General features: G+C 71.0%; 20 protein-coding genes. 8 read left to right on the plus strand and 12 right to left on the minus strand.

What is annotated here, in order from left to right:
- Window position 1 precedes the first annotated feature (1 nt).
- Both ACIQWX_RS29675 and ACIQWX_RS29680 read right to left on the minus strand, forming a co-directional pair.
- On the minus strand, window positions 2-1,693 hold the full coding sequence (locus ACIQWX_RS29675; RefSeq protein WP_400877763.1) for a class I adenylate-forming enzyme family protein: 1,692 nt from the start codon (window positions 1,691-1,693) through the stop codon (window positions 2-4).
- Complete coding sequence (locus ACIQWX_RS29680; RefSeq protein ID WP_400877766.1) at window positions 1,690-3,162, minus strand: carotenoid oxygenase family protein; 1,473 nt, start codon at window positions 3,160-3,162, stop codon at window positions 1,690-1,692. Before ACIQWX_RS29680 ends, ACIQWX_RS29675 begins: the two co-directional genes overlap by 4 nt.
- A gap of 138 nt (window positions 3,163-3,300) precedes the next feature.
- Here ACIQWX_RS29680 and ACIQWX_RS29685 point away from each other — a divergent pair, with 138 nt between their 5' ends.
- On the plus strand, window positions 3,301-4,257 hold the full coding sequence (locus ACIQWX_RS29685) for a winged helix-turn-helix transcriptional regulator (RefSeq protein WP_400877769.1): 957 nt from the start codon (window positions 3,301-3,303) through the stop codon (window positions 4,255-4,257).
- A 100-nt stretch (window positions 4,258-4,357) separates the two neighbouring features.
- Window positions 4,358-4,543, plus strand: a complete 186-nt coding sequence (locus ACIQWX_RS29690) for a DUF5302 domain-containing protein (RefSeq protein WP_354819030.1) — start codon at window positions 4,358-4,360, stop codon at window positions 4,541-4,543.
- Between the two features lie 139 nt (window positions 4,544-4,682).
- Here ACIQWX_RS29690 and ACIQWX_RS29695 read toward each other — a convergent pair whose 3' ends face one another.
- Window positions 4,683-5,609: an MBL fold metallo-hydrolase gene (locus tag ACIQWX_RS29695; protein ID WP_400877772.1), complete on the minus strand. Its 927-nt coding sequence runs from the start codon at window positions 5,607-5,609 to the stop codon at window positions 4,683-4,685.
- An 84-nt stretch (window positions 5,610-5,693) separates the two neighbouring features.
- Between ACIQWX_RS29695 and ACIQWX_RS29700 the strand changes: the two genes are divergently transcribed.
- On the plus strand, window positions 5,694-6,638 hold the full coding sequence (locus ACIQWX_RS29700; RefSeq protein ID WP_400877775.1) for a LysR substrate-binding domain-containing protein: 945 nt from the start codon (window positions 5,694-5,696) through the stop codon (window positions 6,636-6,638).
- Between the two features lie 126 nt (window positions 6,639-6,764).
- On the opposite strand, the gene ACIQWX_RS29705 is transcribed toward ACIQWX_RS29700, so the two are convergent.
- The 5 genes from ACIQWX_RS29705 to ACIQWX_RS29725 all read right to left on the minus strand — a co-directional run bounded on the left by ACIQWX_RS29705 (window position 6,765) and on the right by ACIQWX_RS29725 (window position 11,601).
- Window positions 6,765-7,568 (minus strand): serine hydrolase, encoded by an 804-nt coding sequence (locus ACIQWX_RS29705; RefSeq protein WP_400877778.1) that lies wholly within the window; start codon window positions 7,566-7,568, stop codon window positions 6,765-6,767.
- Window positions 7,565-8,638 carry a Glu/Leu/Phe/Val dehydrogenase dimerization domain-containing protein gene (locus ACIQWX_RS29710; protein ID WP_400877781.1) on the minus strand — a complete coding sequence of 358 codons (1,074 nt, stop codon included), beginning with the start codon at window positions 8,636-8,638 and terminating at the stop codon, window positions 7,565-7,567. The genes ACIQWX_RS29705 and ACIQWX_RS29710 overlap by 4 nt, the downstream gene beginning before the upstream one ends.
- 166 nt (window positions 8,639-8,804) lie before the next feature.
- Complete coding sequence (locus tag ACIQWX_RS29715) at window positions 8,805-9,998, minus strand: kynureninase (protein ID WP_400877784.1); 1,194 nt, start codon at window positions 9,996-9,998, stop codon at window positions 8,805-8,807.
- Window positions 9,995-10,789, minus strand: coding sequence for a tryptophan 2,3-dioxygenase (locus ACIQWX_RS29720; RefSeq protein WP_400877787.1), 795 nt, complete (start codon window positions 10,787-10,789; stop codon window positions 9,995-9,997). The genes ACIQWX_RS29715 and ACIQWX_RS29720 overlap by 4 nt, the downstream gene beginning before the upstream one ends.
- Window positions 10,786-11,601 (minus strand): PaaX family transcriptional regulator C-terminal domain-containing protein, encoded by an 816-nt coding sequence (locus tag ACIQWX_RS29725; RefSeq protein ID WP_400877790.1) that lies wholly within the window; start codon window positions 11,599-11,601, stop codon window positions 10,786-10,788. Before ACIQWX_RS29725 ends, ACIQWX_RS29720 begins: the two co-directional genes overlap by 4 nt.
- 48 nt (window positions 11,602-11,649) lie before the next feature.
- Between ACIQWX_RS29725 and ACIQWX_RS29730 the strand changes: the two genes are divergently transcribed.
- The 5 genes from ACIQWX_RS29730 to ACIQWX_RS29750 are packed head-to-tail and all read left to right on the plus strand — an operon-like array spanning window position 11,650 to window position 15,934.
- Entirely contained in the window at window positions 11,650-12,402 is a 753-nt protein-coding gene (locus tag ACIQWX_RS29730; protein WP_400877793.1) for a creatininase family protein, read from the plus strand.
- Window positions 12,395-13,897, plus strand: a complete 1,503-nt coding sequence (locus ACIQWX_RS29735; protein ID WP_400877796.1) for a benzoate-CoA ligase family protein — start codon at window positions 12,395-12,397, stop codon at window positions 13,895-13,897. The genes ACIQWX_RS29730 and ACIQWX_RS29735 overlap by 8 nt, the downstream gene beginning before the upstream one ends.
- Window positions 13,894-14,586, plus strand: coding sequence for an SDR family NAD(P)-dependent oxidoreductase (locus ACIQWX_RS29740; RefSeq protein WP_400877799.1), 693 nt, complete (start codon window positions 13,894-13,896; stop codon window positions 14,584-14,586). The genes ACIQWX_RS29735 and ACIQWX_RS29740 overlap by 4 nt, the downstream gene beginning before the upstream one ends.
- Window positions 14,583-15,410 (plus strand): enoyl-CoA hydratase family protein, encoded by an 828-nt coding sequence (locus tag ACIQWX_RS29745; RefSeq protein ID WP_400877802.1) that lies wholly within the window; start codon window positions 14,583-14,585, stop codon window positions 15,408-15,410. The genes ACIQWX_RS29740 and ACIQWX_RS29745 overlap by 4 nt, the downstream gene beginning before the upstream one ends.
- Window positions 15,411-15,442: 32 nt before the next feature.
- The gene (locus ACIQWX_RS29750; protein ID WP_400877805.1) at window positions 15,443-15,934 is read left to right on the plus strand and encodes a hypothetical protein; all 492 of its coding nucleotides are present in this window, start codon (window positions 15,443-15,445) and stop codon (window positions 15,932-15,934) included.
- Here ACIQWX_RS29750 and ACIQWX_RS29755 read toward each other — a convergent pair.
- Genes ACIQWX_RS29755 through ACIQWX_RS29770 form a run of 4 tightly spaced genes read right to left on the minus strand, consistent with a single transcriptional unit; the run spans window position 15,924 to window position 19,310 of the window.
- Window positions 15,924-16,838, minus strand: coding sequence for an SMP-30/gluconolactonase/LRE family protein (locus ACIQWX_RS29755; RefSeq protein WP_400877808.1), 915 nt, complete (start codon window positions 16,836-16,838; stop codon window positions 15,924-15,926). The two genes, ACIQWX_RS29750 and ACIQWX_RS29755, sit on opposite strands and share 11 nt — an antisense overlap.
- Before the next feature lie 10 nt (window positions 16,839-16,848).
- On the minus strand, window positions 16,849-17,505 hold the full coding sequence (locus ACIQWX_RS29760) for a histidine phosphatase family protein (protein WP_400877811.1): 657 nt from the start codon (window positions 17,503-17,505) through the stop codon (window positions 16,849-16,851).
- A complete protein-coding gene (locus ACIQWX_RS29765; protein WP_400877814.1) occupies window positions 17,506-18,561 on the minus strand; it encodes a phosphotransferase family protein in 1,056 nt (351 codons plus the stop codon). It lies immediately after the preceding gene.
- Window positions 18,558-19,310 (minus strand): SDR family oxidoreductase, encoded by a 753-nt coding sequence (locus ACIQWX_RS29770; RefSeq protein ID WP_400877817.1) that lies wholly within the window; start codon window positions 19,308-19,310, stop codon window positions 18,558-18,560. Before ACIQWX_RS29770 ends, ACIQWX_RS29765 begins: the two co-directional genes overlap by 4 nt.
- Between the last annotated feature and the right edge of the window lie 148 nt (window positions 19,311-19,458).

Here is a 19,458-nt window from a genome sequence, read left to right on the forward strand (position 1 = left end):
CTCACTCCAGACTTTCCCGCAGCTGCCGCTTCAGGATCTTCCCCACCGGGTTGCGGGGCAAGGCATCGGCGTACTCGAGCCGTTCCGGCAGCTTGAACGCGGCCACCTTCTTCTCGCGCAGGTACGCGACCAGCTCCTCGAGCGACGGCTTGCGCTCGCCCGGCACGACGACCGCGCAGACCCGCTCCCCCATGACGTCGTCGGGCACGCCGACGACCCCGACGTCGGCGACGTCCGGGTGCCCGGCCAGCAGGCCCTCGACCTCGGCCGGCGAGATGTTCATGCCGCCGCGGATGACCAGGTCCTTCATCCGGTCCACGTACTTCAGGAACTCCCCGCGCTCGCCGGCGATCTCGAAGACGTCGCCGGTGCGGAAGTGGCCGTCCTCGTCGAAGCTCGCCGTGTCGAGCGGCTCGCCCACCGCCGTGAGGTAGCCGGCGAACACCGTCGGCCCGGCGATGCGCAGTTCGCCGGGCCGCCCGGGTTCGGTGACGTGCTCGCCGGTCACCGGGTCGTGCAGCCGCACCGACGTCCAGCCGGCGACGGGCGTCGACCACGTGACGTCGGAGGCGTAGTTCGGGAAGAAGCTCGCGCGCTGGTCCGGGTCCGGGATGTCGACCGGGCCGGACAGCAGCGCGGTGCCTTCGTTGGAGCCGAAGAAGTTGATGAGGTCGATGCCGTAGCGCTCGGCCCAGCTGCGCACGAGCCACGGCGAGAGCGGCGCCGATCCGGACCCGATCTTGCGCAGCGCCGAGATGTCCACTCCGGACAGAATTTTTTCGTTGTGCAGCAACATGGTCAGCAACGCCGGTGGCGCGAGCGTGTACGTCACGCGTTCGGCGGCGAGCTGCCCGAGGAACACCGGCAGGTCGAACGGGTGGTGCGGGACGAACACCGCGCCGGTCAGCAGCCAGGGCAGGAACATCCCGCCGATGCCGGCCATGTTCGTCATCGGGAACGGCGACAGCAGGACGTCGTCGCGGGTGATCCCGGCGGCTTGGACGCAGCCGCCCGCGGTCGCGAGCCAGTCGCCGTGGCAGCGCGGGACCGCCTTCGGCTCGGCTTCGGTGCCGGACGTCCAGCAGATCGTGACGCAGTCGTTCACGTCGGCTTCGGCCAAGTTCGAGTCCAAAGTGGACTTCTCTACTTCGGACAGTGGTGCTTCGGGCCAGGCCAGGGCGCCGGCCGGTTCGTCGTCCCCCCGGGCGACGACGAACCGGACCGACGGCGCCGCAGCGCCGATGAGCCCAAGGGCCGCCCCGGCGAGCTCGTGCTCGCCGTATCTGGATGCGGTCACCACTCCCACGGCCCCGGTGCGCCGGCACATCGGGCCGAGTTCGTGCTCCCGGTAGGACACCGGGAACGGGGTGACGATCGCGCCGATCCGCACGATCGCGAGGAACGCCTGGACCAGGGCCGAGCAGTTCGGCAGCTGCACGGCCACGACGTCGCCTGCTCGCACCCCTCCGGCGAGCAGGAACGCGGCCAGGACGTCGACGCGTTCGTCGAGCCGGTTCCAGGTCCACCGCACCGGGTCGCGTCCGACCAGTGCGGCGGTGTTCGGTGGATCGACCAGCGCGAGACCCTCCGGGTCGGCACTGACCCGCTCCTTCACGAGCTGGTCGATCGTCTCCGCAGGCCACCATCCCCGCGCCCGGAAGTCCCGGGCGCGACCCTCTCGATGGCACCTCATGCGCGGAGTGGTTCCAGCTGGTCCGCCCGGACCCAGGTCGCGTGAAAACCGAGCGGGACACGCTGGGGAAGCAGGACCCTGGCCACGGGTCCGGCAGCGAGATCGGCGGCGTCGAAGATGTCCAGTTCCGAGCGTCCCTCACGCTCGTCCTGCACGAACGTCACCAGATAACCGTCCGCCGAATCGGCGGCTGCTCCGTCGCGGGGTGCGAACGGGGCCTCACTGCCCCACCGGCCGGGACCGAACCGGTATTCGGTCTTGGAGCCGGCAAGATTGTCGTAGCGCACGAGCCCGTCGAACTTCAGCGTCGACTCGGGCGAGATGTGCACCGCGTAGGAGAACCGGTTCACGCGGCCGACGCTTCGGGAGTCGACGGTCGGGAACTCGGTGTTGTCGTCGTCGAGCGGGGCCTCGCGGCACACGCCGGTCCGCAGGTTGAAGCGGTAGCGGTGCAGCTGGGCGTCCAGGCGCAGGTAGGAGAGCATCTTCGCGAGCGGCGTGTGCGCGTCGGCCCGCGGGGCCGGCTTGCGCACGCGGCAGACGTCGAGGACGACCTCTTCGCCCTGCTCCCAGGCGTTGACGACGTGGTAGATGTAGCACGGGCTCGCTTCGAACCACTTGATCTGGCTACCGTCTCCGTAGCGTGGCATGACGCCGAAGCGGCTCGGCATCGAGCGGTCGAAGTGCAGCTTGTGGCGGCCCAGTTTCGCCGCCTCGGCGTCCTGCACCAGCGGCAGGTCCATCAGCACGGCGAAGTGCTCGGTGATGGCCATGTCGTGCGGCAGGCGCGGGCCGGGCAGCTCGACCTCGGTGGTCTTGACGACCTGGCCGTCCGCGCTGATGACGCCGTAGCGCAGGTACGGCGGGCGCGGGCCGTAGTCGAACCAGAACAGCTCGCCGGTCTTTTCGTCCACCTTGGGGTGGGCCATCATGTCGCCGACCAGCGTGCCGAGGAAGTCTTCGGCGCCGAGGGTCTCCAGCGAGAGCGGGTCGACCGCGTACGGCGAGCCGCACAGGTACCAGGTCGCGAGGATCCGGCCGCGGTGGAAGACCACGTCGGTGTTCGCGTTGTCCTTGAGGCCGAGGCCGTGTGCGTTGCCGAAGGGGTTGCCCTCCGGGTTCTCCATGACGCCGGTCCAGAGGCCCTTGCCGGCTTCCGACTCGGACTCGAAGGCCTTGGTGCGGATCCAGCGGTTGCGGTAGCGCGCCTTGCCGTTCTCGAGGTGGACGGCGTGGATCATGCCGTCGCCGTCGAACCAGTGGTAGCGGCCTTCCGGAGCGAACCGCGGGTTCGGGCCGTTGCGCAGGTAGACGCCGTTGAGGTCCTTCGGGATCTCACCGATGACCTGCAGGTCTTCGGCGTCGATCTCGGTCTCGACCGGGGCGTAGACGCCGAGCAGGTAGGGGTTGGCCTCGCCGGTGTCCGCCGTCCGGGCCACCATCAGCGGCTGTTCGGAGGTGCTGGTCATCGGGCTGCTCCCTGACTCTCGGGCTCACCGCGCTGGCTGATGGAGACGAGACTATGATTTGTGTACCCAGCTGTCAATAGGCTTCTTTAGGTGTAGTCAGGTGCTACCCTGAAGCGGCGATGTAACGAGGGGGATGAAGTGGTTCAGGCGACTGCACAGCGCGTCCGGCCGGCGGGCGATCCGCTCCGCCGGGCGCTCGAGCTGGTCGGCGACCAGTGGACGTTGCTGATCCTGCAGAGCCTGTTCCTGCGGTTCCGGCGCTACGAGGAGCTGCGGCTGCGGCTCGGCATCTCGCCGACGGCGTTGTCCGGACGGCTGCGGGACATGGTGGACGCGGGGATGCTCACCCGCGTGCCGTACCGCGACGCGCGTCGCACGCGGCACGAGTACCGGCTCACCGAACGCGGCCTGGAGCTGTGGCCGCTGCTGATTTCGATCTGGGCCTGGGAGCGCGAGTGGGTCGAGGGCCGGCGCGAGGTGCTGCCGACGCTGATCCACCTCGACTGCGAGCTGGCTACATCAGCGCCGCTGGGTTGTGGAGCGTGCGGCCGCCGCGTCGACGCGCGTGACGTGCGGGCGTCGCGGCTGGACAGCACGGGTGTCGCGGCGGCGACGGCGTCCAAGCGCTTCCGCCGCAAGGACGCGGAGTCCCTGGCGGGCGACCCGATGATGTTCTTCCCCGACACGATGGAGCTGCTGGGCGACCGCTGGTCGACGGGGCTGTTGGTGTCGGCGCTGCTGGGTTGCCGGCACTTTTCGGAGTTCGAGCGCGAGCTGGGGATCGGGCCGAGTGTGCTGTCGGCGAGGTTGAGCAAGCTGGTCGAGGTGGGCGTGCTGCGCACGGGCACGGCGGCCACGCGCACGGACGCGCGCGACTACCGGATGACGGCGAAGGGGCTGGGGTTCTTCCCGGCGCTGGCGTTCATCGCGGAGTGGTCCCGCGGGTTCGAGGTGACGGACCAGGAACCGGACATCACGCTGCACCACGTGGAGTGCGGCAACCGGCTGCGGCCGATCCTCCTGTGCGACCACTGCGGCCGCCCCCTGACGCGCAAGTCGGTCCAGTTCGGCGGAGTTCCGTCGCCGAAACGCTGACGGTGTGGCGTAATCGACTCGCCAAGCGGTCGGCGTGATGCCAGGCTGGAGCGGTCACACGTCGTCGTTTTTCGTCGTTTTCGTCGTTTCGGAGGTAGTCATGAGTGAACCGAGCCCGTCGCCCAGCGGCGAGGAGGACGACGTCAAGCGCAAGTTCCGCGAGGCACTGGAGCGCAAGCAGGCCCACGCCCGTTCGGGAGCGTCCCACGAGAACGGCGGCGGCAAGAACCAGCACGCGCACGGACCCGCGGCCAACAAGCGGACCTTCCGCCGCAAGAGCGGCTGAGCCTCCGGGGACCGGAGGCGCCCCCGCCTTCCCTGGGGGGCGTCCCCGGTCCCAGTCTATCGGCCCTCCCCGACAAAACCGGCCGAGAAGCCGCGCAGCGGCCGGCTTGTCCACATCACGGCGAGCCTGTGGAGAAGTCCTACGGCACGAACTCCCCCAGGTGGTCCAGCACCACGAACTCGCTCCCCGGCGAAGCCGCCGCCACCGCCTTGCGCAGCACCTCCAACCCGCCGTTCGGGTCCTCCGCCTGGCCCAGCGGCAAGTCGAAGTCGTCCCAATGCGTCGCCGCCACGTAGCGAGGGTGGCCGAGGGCCGACAGCAACCGCGGGACGTACCCCGTCACCTTCGACCCGCCCACCGGGAGCAGCACCACGTCCGGCCGCAGCCCCGTCAGCTCCGACTCCACGTAGTTCGAGCCGCCGAAGTTCAGCACCGTCGCGCCGCCGCCGGACACCACGTAAGCCAGCGTTCCGCCCTCCACCAGATCCGCAATCACCCGCGGCCGGTCACGGCGGGACAGCGGCCGCGAGCCCGGGAACGGCACCTGCGCCCGCGTGCCCACCGCCGAATGCAACGAGCGCAGCACCCGGATCGAGTAGCCGTCGAACGTCAGGTCCTCGCCGCCCGTCGCGAGCGACAACTGGTCCTCCGGAGCGCCCAGCGCCGCCATGAGACTCAAATGCGTCTCGGTCCCCAGCACCGTCGCTCCGGTGCGTTTCGCCAGGTAGGGGACGTCGGTCAGGTGGTCGTAGTGGCCGTGCGTCACCAGGATGTGGTCCGCCCGGAGGAAGCCGCGGTCCAGGTAGCCGTCGATCAACGCGCGGTTCACCGACAACGGCGTGCGAGGGTCCGCGCCCGCCGGCGTGTACGTCCCCGTCTTGAAGCGGGTCAGCCACGGGTCGATCAGGATCGTCTTGCCACCGACGCGGATCTCCCAGCCGTTGTTTCCCCACCACCGCAACGTCATCCCCGAAGTACCGGAAGCGGCGGCCGCCGCCGGGGCGCCCGCCAGGATCGCCGCCGCCGCGGCGCCCGCGCCGAACAGCCCTCGTCTGCTGAAGTCCATGCCGGGCACCAGACCACGAACACGGCGGGGCTGTCCAAGATCGAGACGTCGGCATGTCGATATGCGGACGGGTATCGTTCCAGCGTGGACCACCTCCGTTCGCTGCGGTACTTCCTCGTCGTCGCCGAGGAACTGCACTTCGGGCGCGCCGCCGAGCGGCTCGGCATCGCGCAGCCGCCGTTGAGCCAGCGCGTGAAGCGGCTCGAAGCCGAGCTGGGCGCGAAGCTGTTCGACCGCGGCCGCCGCGTCACGCTCACCGAAGCCGGCGAAGTACTGCGCGCCGAAGCCCGGGACCTGCTGAGCCGCTTGGACCGCATGACGACGCTGGTCGCGAAGGCCGAGCGCGGCGAGCTGGACGCCCTGCGCGCGGGCGTGCCGCCGGAGCTGCCCGGCCCGGTCCTCGCCGCGATCCTGACGAAGTTCGCCGCCGAGTGCCCCACGGTCCGGCTCGACCTGCAGGAGCTGACCACCGCCGAGCAGACGCGCCTGCTGGCCGACCGTTCCCTGGACGCGGGGCTCCTGCAGCTGCCGGTGGACGTCGTCGGGCTGGAGCTCGGACCGGCGATCGACACGCCGCTGGGCGTGGTGCTCCCCCGCGACTCGCCGCTCGCCCGCCGCTCGGAACTGGCGCTCGCGGATCTGGCCGGCGAGGGGCTGGTGCACGCACCGCGCGCGGCGGCGCCGGGCAGCTACGACGCGCTGCTGCGCACGTGCTGGGACCACGGCTTCCGGCCGGCCGCGATCCGGCACGCACGCAACCCGGAGTTCGCGCTGGGCCTGGTGCTGGCCGGTCACGGCGTGGCGTTCGAACCGGGCCCGCGCAAGGAGCCGCGCGTGGTGTGGCGGCCGCTGACGGGCGAGGTGCTGCGATCGCGGATGGCGTTCGCGTGGCCGCCGTCGAGTCCGCACCCTCAAGCCGCAAAGCTGGCGGAGATCGCGGCCGGCGTGCTCGAGGACGACGGTGTGTCGCGGATCGTGCCGGAGCCGCAGAGCGTCCGGCCGTGGGACGTGTTCTACGACCGCACCTGACGGCGGCCCCCGCCCTTCCCTTGGGGGCGTCCCCAGTCCCAGTTTATCGCCCCACGCCGACAAAACCGGGCGAGCGGGCGAGGGACAGCTCAGCTGTCCACATCACGGCCGGGCTGTGGACAACCCTCACGAGCGCAGCTGATCCACCGCCGCCCGGGCCGCGTCGCCGATCGCGCGGTCGATGTCCGGCCGCCGCAACGTCTCCGCGCCGCCCACCGTGAACACCGCCACCGCGTACGCCGCCTCGTCCGGGTACGTCACCACGCCGATCTCGTTCCGGATCCCCGGCATAGTCCCCGTCTTCGCCGAAACCGCCACCGACGGTGGGAACCCCGCCGTCAACCGGTGCCAGCTCACCTGCGCCGACATCCACCCCAGCACCTGCGCGCCCGGCCCCGGGTCACCCCACAAAGCCGCCAGCAGCGCAGTCATCTCGCGAGGAGTCGTCGAAGACGTCCGAAGTGGATCCAACGCCCGCAACGGAACCCCGGCCGAAGTGTCCTCCATGATCGTCCGCAGCAGCTCGCGCGGCGGGCCGATCACGGACGTCCGCGACAAACCCAGTTCCGCCAATAGGGACCGCACATTCGCCACACCCACCCGGTCGAACAGCAAATCCGCGGCCGTGTTGTCCGAAACCGACAACGCCAGCAGCGCCGCGTCCCGCAGGCTGTAGGAAACGTCGTCCGCGAAACCCGCCGAACCGCTGCCGCCCAGGCGGTCGGCCGCGGATGCCTGCACCCGGTCCGTCGGGTCCAGCAACCCCGCCGCCACCTGGCGGGCGAACTCGTACGCCAGCGGCACCTTCACCACCGACGCCAGCACCACCGGCTCGTCGGGGCCGACACCCACCCAAGAAGAAGAACCGAGCCGGCGGGCGTGCAGATACCCCCGCACGCCCGCCGCTTCGAAGATCGAACCAAAACTCACACAGTCATGATGGACCGCAGCCGCCCGACCTCCGCCATGCGGCGCTCCGCGAGCCGGTCGGCCGCCGTCGCCGGGGGGACTCCGTCGGTGTCCGCCAGGGCGAACACCGCCTTCGTCGTGTCGTAGATCGCCGTCGTCTTGCGCTTCGCGCGCGCGAAGTCGAACCCGTGGCGCTCGTCGTCGACCTGGATCACGCCGCCCGCGTTGACCAGGTAGTCCGGCGCGTACAGGACGCCTCGGTCGGCGAGCTGCTTGTCGATGCCCGCGTGCGCGAGCTGGTTGTTCGCCGCGCCGCACACGATGCGGACGCCCAGCACCGGCACCGTCGCGTCGTTCAGGACGCCGCCCAGCGCGCACGGCGCGAAGACGTCCAGCTCGGTGCGCAGCAGGGTGTCCACATCGGACACCACCTGCACGTTCGGGTAGATCGACTGCGTGCGCGAGATGGCCGGCGCGTAGACGTCGGTGATCGTCACCTGCGCGCCGGCGTCCACGAGGTGCCCGACGAGGATGTGGCCGACCTTGCCGACGCCGGCCACGCCGACGCGCTTGCCGGCCAGGTCCGGGCTGCCCCAGAGGTGCTCGGCCGAGGCGCGCATGCCCTGGAAGACGCCGAACGCGGTCAGCACGGACGAGTCGCCCGCCCCGCCGTCCTCGGGCGAGCGGCCGGTGACGTACCGGGACTCGCGGGCCACGACGTCCATGTCCTGCACGTACGTACCGACGTCGCACGCCGTGATGTACCGGCCGCCCAGGGACTGCACGAAGCGCCCGTACGCACGCAGCAGCGCTTCGGACTTGAGCGTCTTCGGGTCGCCGATGATGACGGCCTTGCCGCCGCCGAGGTCGAGCCCGGCCAGCGCGTTCTTGTACGCCATGCCCTTGGACAGCGCGAGCACGTCGTCGAGCGCGTCCGCTTCGGTGGCGTAGGGGTGGAAGCGCGTCCCGCCCAAAGCGGGTCCGAGCGCCGTGGAGTAGATGCCGATGATGGCCTTGAGGCCGCTGGCCTGGTCGTGGCAGTACACGACCTGTTCGTGCCCGGTGCCCCGGGCGAACACTCCTTCGGTCACGGTGGTGACTCCTTTGTCATCCGCGCCCGGTTCGTGGCCGGGACGCGCTTCACGTGGTTGGCGGGAGCCCCGCGCGCGGAGGTCGTCCGCCCGCCGGGTGCCCGGCACCAACCTAGATCCCCGATGATCGCGAGACCAGTGGAGGTCCCGGGATACGGACGGGTAATCAGGCGGTGATCACCTTGGCGAGGGTGCGCATCGCCGTCTCCAGCTGGACGTCCGACAGGTACGGCGCCGGGCCGAAGCGCAGGTACTGCCCCCGGCTGTCGGTCCGGACGCCCTCCGCGGCCAGCGCCGCCTGCAGCCCGGCCGCGTCGGCGCAGCGCAGCGAGAGGAACCCGCCGAGCCGCTCCAGCTCCACCGAACGGTCCCGCGTGACGACGTCCTCGGGGAGCCGCAGCGAGTCGAACACCGACGCGAGCAGCCCCACCTGGTGCTGCGAAACCTCGCGCAGGAACTCCGGCGTGAGGCCCTGCTCGGCGAAGAACCGCTGGACCCGGACGCCGCGGTAGTGGCTGGCCGGGTCGTAGGTCGCGCCGGCGAAGCGGTCGCCGCCGGTCGCGTAGGCGACCTTGCCCGGCTCCCGCTCGTCGGCGAGCGCGCCGAACTCGGCGTACCAGCCGGTGATCACCGGGCGCAGCTCCTGGGCGTGCGCGGGCAGCCGCAGGAAGCAGTTGCCCTCGCCGAGCTGCAGGTACTTGTAGCCGCCGCCGAGCACCCACGCGTTGGTGAGCCCGAGGTCGTGCAGCGGGAACGGCACGACGCCGAGCGCGTGGTAGGCGTCGACGACGAGCTCGATCGACCGGCCGCGGCACGAGTCGGCGAGGTGCGCCAGCCCCGGGACCAGCCTCGACGTCTCGAAGAGCACCGCCGACACGAGCACGGCGGCGGTGTCGTCGTTCACCTCGGCCGCGACGCGCTCGGCGAGCGTCGTCACCGGGTCGAGCGGCACCCGCACGACCTCGACGCCCTCCTCCTCGAGGCGGGCGAGCTGGCGGCGCAGCGTGTGGAACTCGCCGTCGGTGGTGACCAGGCGCGGTCTCCGCGGCAGCTCCATCGCCGAGAGGAACCGCAGCACGAGGTCGTGCGTGCTCGCGCCCAGCGCGTACTCGCCGTGCGGGTCGCCGAGCAGCAGGCGGAAACCCGCGCGCAGCTGGTCGGCCTTCGCGAACGCGCGCCCCCACTTCTCGTCGACGTCGCGGGCGGCGTCCGCGAAGGACTCCCGCAGGCCGTCCTCCGCGACGTCCGGCCACGCCTGGTGCGAGTGCCCGGACAGCAGCAGGCGCTCGGCGACGCCGAAGCGGGAGTAGTGCGGGGCGAGCGCGTTGTCGTCAGCGCGCAGGTCGTCCAAAGTGGTCACAGTCGGCTCCGTACGGCCCAGAGATCCGGGAACATCGGCTGGAAGAGCGTGGTACGCAGGTAGGTCGCGCCGGATGATCCTCCTGTCCCGGTCTTGTCGCCGATGGTGCGTTCGACCATCTTCACGTGCCGGTAGCGCCACTCCTGCATCCCTTCGTCGAGATCCACCAGACATTCCGCGACGACCGACGGTCCGCCGTCGTCGCTGTACACGTCCAGCAATATCGCCTGCAGGGCCGGGGACGGCTCCACCGGTCGAGTGACGTCTCGGTCACACTCCACGGAATAGCCAGAAGCCTTGAGGTACGCGAGAAAAGAGTCGAACAAGGACGGTCGCGCCATCGCGTCGGCAATGCGTTTCCGCTGCTCGCCGCCCTCGGGGTAGTGCGCGAACACGCGCTCGTCGCGGCGGCCCAGCACGGCTTCCAGCTCGCGGAACTGGGCCGACTGGAAGCCGGAGGAAGCGTCCAAACGGGCGCGGAAACTCGTGAACTGGCTGGGGGTCATGGTTTCCAGCACGTCGATCTGCGCGACGGCGACCTTGAGGATCGTCAGGATCCGCCGCAGGACGCGGATCGAGTGCGCGGTGTTGCCCGCGACGAGGTTCCGCTGGAGGAACTCGGCTTCGTGCAGCATCTGCTTGAACCACAGCTCGTACACCTGGTGGATCACGATGAACAGCAGCTCGTCGTGCTCGTCCGAACGCGTCCGCTGCGCGTTCAGCACCTCGTCCAGCGCCAGGTACGACGTGTAGCTCAGCGCTTCTTGCGTTTTGGCGTCGATGTCGGTCATCCCTGAGTCACCTCGTCGAAGTGGCGCTGAGCGGCCGGAGCCAGCGCGGTGTACAGATCGTGGAACAGCTCGACCGCCGCCGCCCGGCGATCCGGTGCGGGCACCAGGTCGGCGGGCAGTTCCGGGTCGAGCGACGGGAACGCCCGGAAGGTGTGCACCACCCGCGTCCGCACCTCGAACGCCTCGGCGTCCGAAATCTCCTTGCCGGCGTACCCGCCGAACTGCCCGACGAAAGCCGCGTACCGCGCCGCCAGGTCGTCGAGGTCCCAGGCCCGGCCGGCGAACCGGCGGACGTCGAGCGCGGCCGACGGGCGGCCGAGCAGCAGGCCGGCGTGCTCGGTGACGTCCAGCTCGCCGAGCAGGGCGACGACCTCGGCCTCGCGGTCGTGCGGGGCGATCCACGTGCCGTCCTGGTACGGCCCGAACCCGAGGAACCGCAGCCGCCGGACCAGGCGTTCCCTGGCCTGACGACGGCTCTCCGGGATGCTCTGCCAGAGCACCGTCCACTCGCCCGCGGCGCGCTCGCGACGGCCGAGGGAGAAGATCCGGTGGTCGCCGTCGGCGAGCAGCGCGATCGTGCGGCGGGTCAGCGAGTAGTGGACCGTGCGGCCCTCGCGGTGACGCTGGAGCAGGCCGCGGCGCACCACGCGGGTCAGCGCGATGCGGGCCGCGCCGTCGGAGAAGCCCAGCTCGGCGAGCGCCGCGACCAGGCCGCCCGACCACACCCGGCGCGTCTCGCGCGGGTGCACGTAGCTGCCCAGCAACGTCACGACCAGCTCCTGCGGGCTGGTGTCGAACGCGTCTCCGGGCATGGGCGCAACTCTATACACCCCAGGCCGCTGCGGTGTAGCTTGATTTGCGTGACGTACTTCGCGGACCTCAGCTCGCCGCAGGTCGCGGCGCTGGTCGACGGCGACCGCACCCCGGTGCTGCTGCTCCCGCTGGGCGCGGTCGAGCCGCACGGGCCGCACGCGCCGCTGGGCACCGACCCGCTGATCTCGCGCGGGATGTGCGAGCGGGCGGCGTCCCGCTTGGCCGCCGACTCCGAAGTGCACGTCCTGGTCCTGCCCGAGGTGCCCTACGGCGTGACGCGGTTCGCGGCCGGGTTCGCCGGCGGCGTCCACATCGGCGAGGAGACGCTGCACTCGCTGCTCGTCGACATCGGGTCCGCGCTGATCGGCCAGCGGCTGAAGCGGATCCTGCTGGTCAACAACCACTTCGAGCCCGCGCACCTGGTCACGCTGCGGCGGGCGGCCGAGACGCTCAACTTCGCCTACGACGGCCGCGTCGCACTGCTCGACCTGGTCCGGCGGCGGCACGCTTCGCGGCTCACCGACGAATTCAAGTCCGGCGAGTGCCACGCGGGGCGGTACGAGACGTCGCTCGTGCTCGCCGACCGGCCCGAACTGGTCGATCAGGTCGTCATGCGTGAGCTGCCGCACGTGCCCGTGAGCTTGGCTTCGGCGCCCGAAGACGGCGGCTTCCTCGCGATGGGCATGGCCGACGCGTACTGCGGCGCGCCCGCCGAGGCGACGGCGGCCGAAGGGGAAGAGACGTTCTCGACGTTGACCGACCTGCTGGTGGAAGCGATCCGGGAGCTGGCCCGTGAGTGAGCCGTTCAACCTCGCCACGCACTTCCTCGACCGGCACGCTGCTTCGGGTCGCGTCGCCCTGCTCGTGGGCGATCGAGCGGTTTCGTATGGCGACCTGGCCGAGCTGGCCAACCGCGCCGGGAACGTGCTGCTCGACGCCGGTGTCCGAAGAGGACAGCGCGTGCTGCTCGCGCTGAGCGACGGCGAGGAGTTCGTCGCGACCTGGTACGGCGCGCAGAAGATCGGCGCGGTCACCGCCGAGGTCTACCCGTTCCTCCAGCCCAAAGACTACGCGTACTACCTCGGCTACACCGAGGCCGTCGCGGTGATCGCGGACGCCGTCACGCTGCCGGCGTTGCGGGAAGCGGGCGCGCGGAACCTGCTGGTTCTCGGCGTCCCGGAAAGCGAGCTGCTCCCGGGCGAGCGTCCGTTCCGGACCCTGCTGGACGCCGCTTCTCCCGCGCTGGAAGCCGCACCGACCACTGTGGACGACGTCGGGATCTGGAAGTTCACCACCGGCAGCACCGGCGCGCCCAAGGCGTGCGTGCATCCGTTGCGCAGTCCGAAGGAGAGCTTCGAGCGGTACGCCGTCCAGGTGCTGGGGCTGCGGGAGGACGACCGAGTTCTTGCCGTGCCCAAGCTGTTCTTCGGGTACGCGCGCGACCTCGTGGCACTGTTCCCGTTCGGCGTCGGCGCGGCCGGGATCGCGTTCCCCGAACGCAGCACGGCGGACCTGATGTTCGAGCTGATCGCGCGTTATCGCCCGACCGTGCTGGTGAACGTGCCGACGATGATGAGCGCGATGGTCGCGCACCCGGACGCGGCTTCGCAGGACCTCAGCTGCTTGCGGATGACGACGTCGGCCGGCGAGGCGCTGCCGTCGGAGCTGCACCGGAAGTGGGACGCGACATTCGGGGTGCCGGTGGTGGACGGGATCGGCTCGTCGGAGGCGTACCACATCTACCTGTCGAACCGGCCGGGCGCGGCGCGGATCGGGACGCTCGGCACGCCCGTTCCCGGCTACACCGCCGAGGTCGTCGACGAGGTCGGAAACCCCTTGCCGGACGGAGAAATCGGGCCGCTTCGGGTCACCGGACCGACGATCGCGCTGGAGTACTACGGCGACGCCGAGAAGTCGGCCGGGACGTTCGACGGCGACACGCTGACGTCGAGTGACCTGTTCAGCCGCTCGGACGGGTTCTTCCGCCACCACGGGCGGGCCGACGCGCTGCTCAAGGTCGGCGGGGTGTTCGTGGCGCCCGGCGAGATCGAGGACTGCCTGCTCGGGCACCCCGCGGTGGTGGACTGCGCGGTCGTCGGCCAGGAGGTCGACGGCCTGGTCGTTCCGCGCGCGTACGTCGTGGTGCGTGCCCCGGTGACCGCGGACGAACTGAAGGACCACGCGAAAGCCCACCTGGCCAAGCACAAGTACCCCCGTGAAGTGGTGTTCATGACCGAACTTCCCCGTACCGCCAACGGAAAGCTCGACCGGCGCGCGCTGGCGGGCCGGCCGTGAGCCGCCTCGTCGTGGTCACCGGCGGCACCCGCGGCATCGGGGCCGCGATCGCCGAGCGCTTCCGCATCGCGGGCGACACAGTGCTCGCGCCGGGACGGGCCGAATGCGACGTCACCGACGAGGACGCCGTCGCGGCGTACTTCGCGGCGGCGGGACCGGTGGACGTGCTGGTGAACAACGCCGGGATCTCGTCCAGCGCACCGCTTTCCAAGACTTCGCTCGACGACTGGCGGTCGCAGATCGAGGTCAACGCGACGGGTGCGTTCCTGTGCACGCGGGCGGTGCTGCCGGGGATGCGCGAGCGCGACCGCGGCCGGATCGTCACGGTGGCGTCGACGGCGTCGCACGTCGGCTACCGCTACACGGCCGGGTACACGGCGTCCAAGCACGCGGCGGCCGGGCTGATGCGGGCGGTCGCGGCGGAGCTGGCCGGCACCGGCGTCACGGCGAACGCGGTGTGCCCGGCGTTCGTCCGCACCGACATGACGGCGACTTCGGTGGCGCGGATCCGGGAACGCACCGGCCGTTCGGTCGACGACGCCGAGTCGGCGCTGGCGGCGGCGTCCCCGCTCGGCAGATTGCTCGAACCGGAAGAGGTGGCGTTCGCCGTCTCCTTCCTGGCGGCACCCGAAGCCGCCGCGATCAACGGCCAGACCCTCGTACTCGACGGCGGAGGAATCCAGTCATGAGCCCGTTCCGCGCGACCGCACCGCTGACGAAGGAGTGGGAGCACTTCGAGTTCACGGTGGACGACGGCGTCGCCACGGTGACGTTCACCCGGCCGGACAAGCTGAACGCGCTGACGTTCGACGTCTACGCCGACCTGCGTGACCTGGTGCTGGAGCTGCCGCAGCACGACGACGTGCGGGTGCTGGTGATCACCGGGCAGGGCCGCGGGTTCTGCTCCGGCGGCGACGTCGAGGAGATCATCGGCGAGCTGCAAAAGTTCGAAACGGCGCAACTGCTGGAGTTCACGCGCATGACGGGCGCGGTGGTGAAGGCGCTGCGCGAGTGCCCGCTCCCGGTGATCGCGGCGGTCAACGGCGTCGCGGCGGGCGCGGGTTCGGTGATCGCCTTGGCGAGCGACTTCCGGTTGCTGGCGGAGTCGGCGAAGTTCGCGTTCCTGTTCACGAAGGTGGGCTTGGCGGGCGCGGACATGGGCTCGGCGTACCTCTTGCCGCGGCTCGTGGGCCTGGGCCGCGCGACAGAGTTGCTGATCCTGGGCGACAAGCTGCCCGCCGCCCGCGCGGAAGCGATCGGCTTGGCGTCCCAAGTGGTCCCCGACGCCGAACTCCCGGCCGCGGCGTCGGCCTTGGCCCGCCGCCTGGCGGACGGCCCGGCCCTGGCGTACTCGACGACGAAGGTGCTGCTGACCCGCGAGCTGGACATGGACCTGGGCAGCGCGATCGAGCTGGAGGCGATGACCCAGGCGCTGCTGATGACGGCCAAGGACCACAAGGAGTTCTACGCGGCCTGGACCGCGGGCCGCGAACCCCGGTGGACCGGCCGCTAGATCAGCGCGCCCGGAAGCCCTATGCTCGCCCGATGGTCGACTGGGGCAACGTTCCGGCGTACTTCGGAGGGCTCGCGCTGGTCCTCACCTTGACGGTGCTCCTGCGCGACCGGCGGGAGAAGGCGCGCGCCCAGGCGGACCGGATCGCCGCGTGGGTCCAGCGCGGCCGCGTGGACGGCGAACCCCACCGCGTGGTCGTGAAGAACGCCAGCGACCTGCCCTGCACCGATCTGCGGATCTGGTGGACGATCGGCTACCGCAACCCGGCCAAGCTGAGGTTTTCCAAGGTGTTCGGCGCGGACACCGACCGCCACCGCAAGCCCAAGTACGAGCACGCGGTCGGTCCGGGCGAGACGCTGGTCCTGATCGAAACCGCCGAAGACTGCGCCGTGCGCGGCTTCGAGTTCACCGACGCGGCGGGCCGCCGGTGGTCGCGCAAGGACGCGCGGCTGACGCGGCAGGGAACGCTGCGCCACCGGGTGCCCGCCCAGGTCGTGCGGACGTGGCGGCGGCTCAGACCTTAGTCACCGCGATCGCGTTCTCCTCCAGCGAGCCGAAGTACAGCTGACCACGCCACTCCCGCACGCCCACCAGCATGTGGAACCCGTCGACCTCGCCGCGCAGCTCCCGCTCCACCTCGCCGTCCGGGGACACGCCCAGGACACCCACCTCGCGACCCGGCTTGGGCTGCAACCACGTCGGGAGCGCCCGGACGCCGGCCCGCAAGAACGACGGCAGGCGGCGAACCACGTCCAGGGCCGCGACGCGCGGGGACGCCTGCGTCACCCAGATCAGCCCGTCCGTACCCGTCGAGATGTTGTCCGGGAAGCCCCACAGGTCCTCGACCAGCGGGTCCACGTGACCGTCCGACAGCCGGACGCGGGACACGCTGAACGCGCCCGTCTCCGCGACCGCCACGAACGACTCGTCCGGTGCCAACGCGACTCCGTTCGCGAACTGCAAGCCGTCGAGGAGCAGGTCGATCGTGCCGTCCGGGGACCTGCGCAGCAACCGGCCGCCGCCGGTCTGCTCGATCAGGTCGTCGCGCCAGTTGTCGATGCCGAAACGGCGTGACGAGTCCGTGAAGTAGATCGTCCCGTCCGACGCCACCGCCGCGTTGTTGCAGAACACGAAGTCCAAGCCCAGCGCGGAAGTCGCCAGGACCGAGGGCGTGCCGCCGGCGAGCGGGACCACCAGCAGGCCGGCCCGCGCGTCGCAGATCAGCAGCTCGTCGTCGCCGTACAGCTCCAGGCCCAGCGGGCGGCCGCCGGTGTCGGCGATGACCTCCCACCCGCTGCCGTCCGGGGTGAACCGCAGGACGCGCCCGTCGTCGACACCGGTGTAGATCCGGCCCTGGGCGTCGAGGACGACGTCCTCGGGGCCGTGGCCGTCGACGGGGATGAGCGTGACGTGGCGACCGGACAGCATCGGGTGCCTCCTACCGGTAGGTGAGCAGCGAGGCCGCGTCGGCCTCGAAGTGCGGGTGTTCGTTGAAGGACAACATGGTCACGCCGCCGCGACCGGACACCAGCTTCGTGATGCCGCCGTTGACCGTGACGCGGTTGAGCTTCAGCAGCCCGGCTTCCGGCGTTCCCATCAGCAGGCCGCAGACCGTGGCGATCACGCCGCCGGAGGTGAACACCACCGCGTGCTCGCCCTTGCCGAGCGACGCCACGAGGTCTTCCAGGGCGCCGCGGCAGCGCGCGCGGAACGCCGGCCACGTCTCGGCGCACGGCCCGCCCGCGCCCGCCGACGTCCACGCCGTCAGCGCCGCGTCCAGAAGCCCTTGGTACGCCCGGGAATCCTCCTGCGGCGCACCGCCGGCGTGGTGCAGAGCGATGTCGACGTGGTCGTACTCGTTCCAGCGCGGGTCCTCGACGACCGGGACGTCGGTGCCGAGCACCTTCAGCGTCGTCGCCGCGGTGTCCCGCTGCCGCGCGAGCGTCCCCGAACGGATCTGGGTGAAGGAGATGTTGCGCCGGAGCAGTTCCGCACCGACCACAGTGGACTGTTCGAAGCCGCGCGGCGACAGCGCGTCGTAGTCGGACGCGCCGAAGGACGCCTGCCCGTGCCGGACCAGGTAGATCGCGCCCACTCAGACACTCCCCTTCGCGATGATTTCCCGGCAGCGCCAGTCGAGGTACCCGACGAACTGCCAGAAGTCCTTGAACGCCGGGTTGCGGGTGGCGCCGTCGTGGTAGCGGCGGTACAGCTGCTGCAGCACCGCCGCGAGCCGGAACAGGCCGTAGACCTCGTAGAACCGCCAGTCCCCCACCTCGAGACCGGTCTTTTCCGCGTACCGCGCGACGAACTCCGCGCGCGTGAACATCCCCGGCAGGTGCGTCGGCTGGCGTCGGCTGGCCTTCATGACGTCGTCGTCGCCGGCCTCCACCCAGTAGGCGAGCATGCTGCCCAGCTCCATCAGCGGGTCGCCGAGGGTGGCCATCTCCCAGTCGAGGACGCCGGTGATGTTCAGCGTGTCCGGGGCGTCCAGGACCAGGTTGTCGAGGCGGTAGTCGTTGTGGATCAAGCAGATCTTCACTTCGGCCGGCTGGTTCGAGGCCAGCCACGTGCGTACCTCGGCGAAGTCGCCGACGTTGTCCGTGCGCGCCGCGACGTACCGGTCCGACCAGCCGCGGATCTGCCGCTCGACGTACCCGGCGCCCTTGCCGAGGTCGGCCAGTCCCGCCGCCTCGACGTCGACCGCGTGCAGGTCGACCAGCCGGTCGACGACCTTGCCGGACAACGACCGGGCCTGCTCCGGCGCCAGCGTCACGCCCTCGGGGAGGTCGCCGCGCAGGATCAGGCCGTCCAGCTTCTCCATGACGTAGAAGTCGCCGCCGAGCACGCTCTCGTCGTCGCCGAACGCCAGCATCCGCGGCACGTACGGGAACACCGGCTTCAGCGCGTGCTGCACGCGGTACTCGCGCCGCATGTCGTGCGCCGACGCCGCCTTGTGGCCGGCCGGCGGGCGGCGCAGGATCAGCTCCCGGTCCGGGTAGGTCAGCAGGTACGTCAGGTTCGACGCGCCACCGGGGAACTGGCGGACGCTCGGCGGCTCGGCGCCGAGCCCCTCGAGGCGCGTGGCCAGCCAGGCGTGCACCGCGGCGGCGTCGAAGGCGTCTTCCTCGCGGACCTCGACGGTGGTCATGCGAACTTCCGCAGGATCGACGCCGGCACGACGCGCATGGCGACGCTCAGGGGCACCCACGGCCACGCCGGGACGTAGGCGCGGCGCGGTTCGGCCTCGATCGCCTTGACCAGCGCGCGGGCGCCGCTCTCGGCCTTGGCCAGCAACGGGTTGCGGCCGAGCCGGTCGTTCATCTCCGACTCGATGTAGCCGGGCCGGACGTCGGTGACGGTGATGCCCTTGCGCTTGAGCTCCAGGCGGGTGCCGTCGACGAACGCCGAGATCCCGGCCTTCGACGCGGCGTACGCGGTGAGGTTGCCCGGCAGGCCGCGGATCGCGCTGAACGACGAGACGACGGCGAGGTGCCCGGCGCCCTGCGCGCGGAAGATCCCGGCGGCGGCCTCGATCTGGGCGGCGGCCGCGACGAAGTTGACCTCGAGGGTCTGCCGGTTGGCGTCGAACCGGCCCTTGCCGACCGGCTGGCCCTTCCCGAGCCCGGCGTTCACGATCACCCGATCGAGGGACCCCAGTTCGGCGCGGAAGTCCTCGAAGACGGTGAAGACGCTGTCGTGGTCGGTGACGTCGAGCTTGCGCGTGACGACCTTGATCCCGGGGTGCGCCGCGGTCAGCTCTTGAGACAGCTTCTCCAGGCGATCGGTGCGTCGGGCGCAGAGTGCGAGGTTGCGCCCTCTCGTGGCGAACTGGCGGGCCATGCCCTCGCCCAAGCCGCTGCTCGCGCCGGTGATCAGGATGTTCTGCCGGACCGTCATGTCCGGGAGCCTACCCGTTGGTAACAAGACCGGTGGCCCGGCGCTGGGGGCGTCGCCGGGCCACCGGTCATCGCGCGGCCACCCCGGCCGGTCGCACAACGCGGCCGGGTGAGCCGGAGCCGTTCGTCCACGGCTGCGGCCCGCACCC

The sequence above is a fragment of the Amycolatopsis sp. NPDC098790 genome (genome assembly GCF_044759945.1).
Classification (GTDB): domain Bacteria; phylum Actinomycetota; class Actinomycetes; order Mycobacteriales; family Pseudonocardiaceae; genus Amycolatopsis.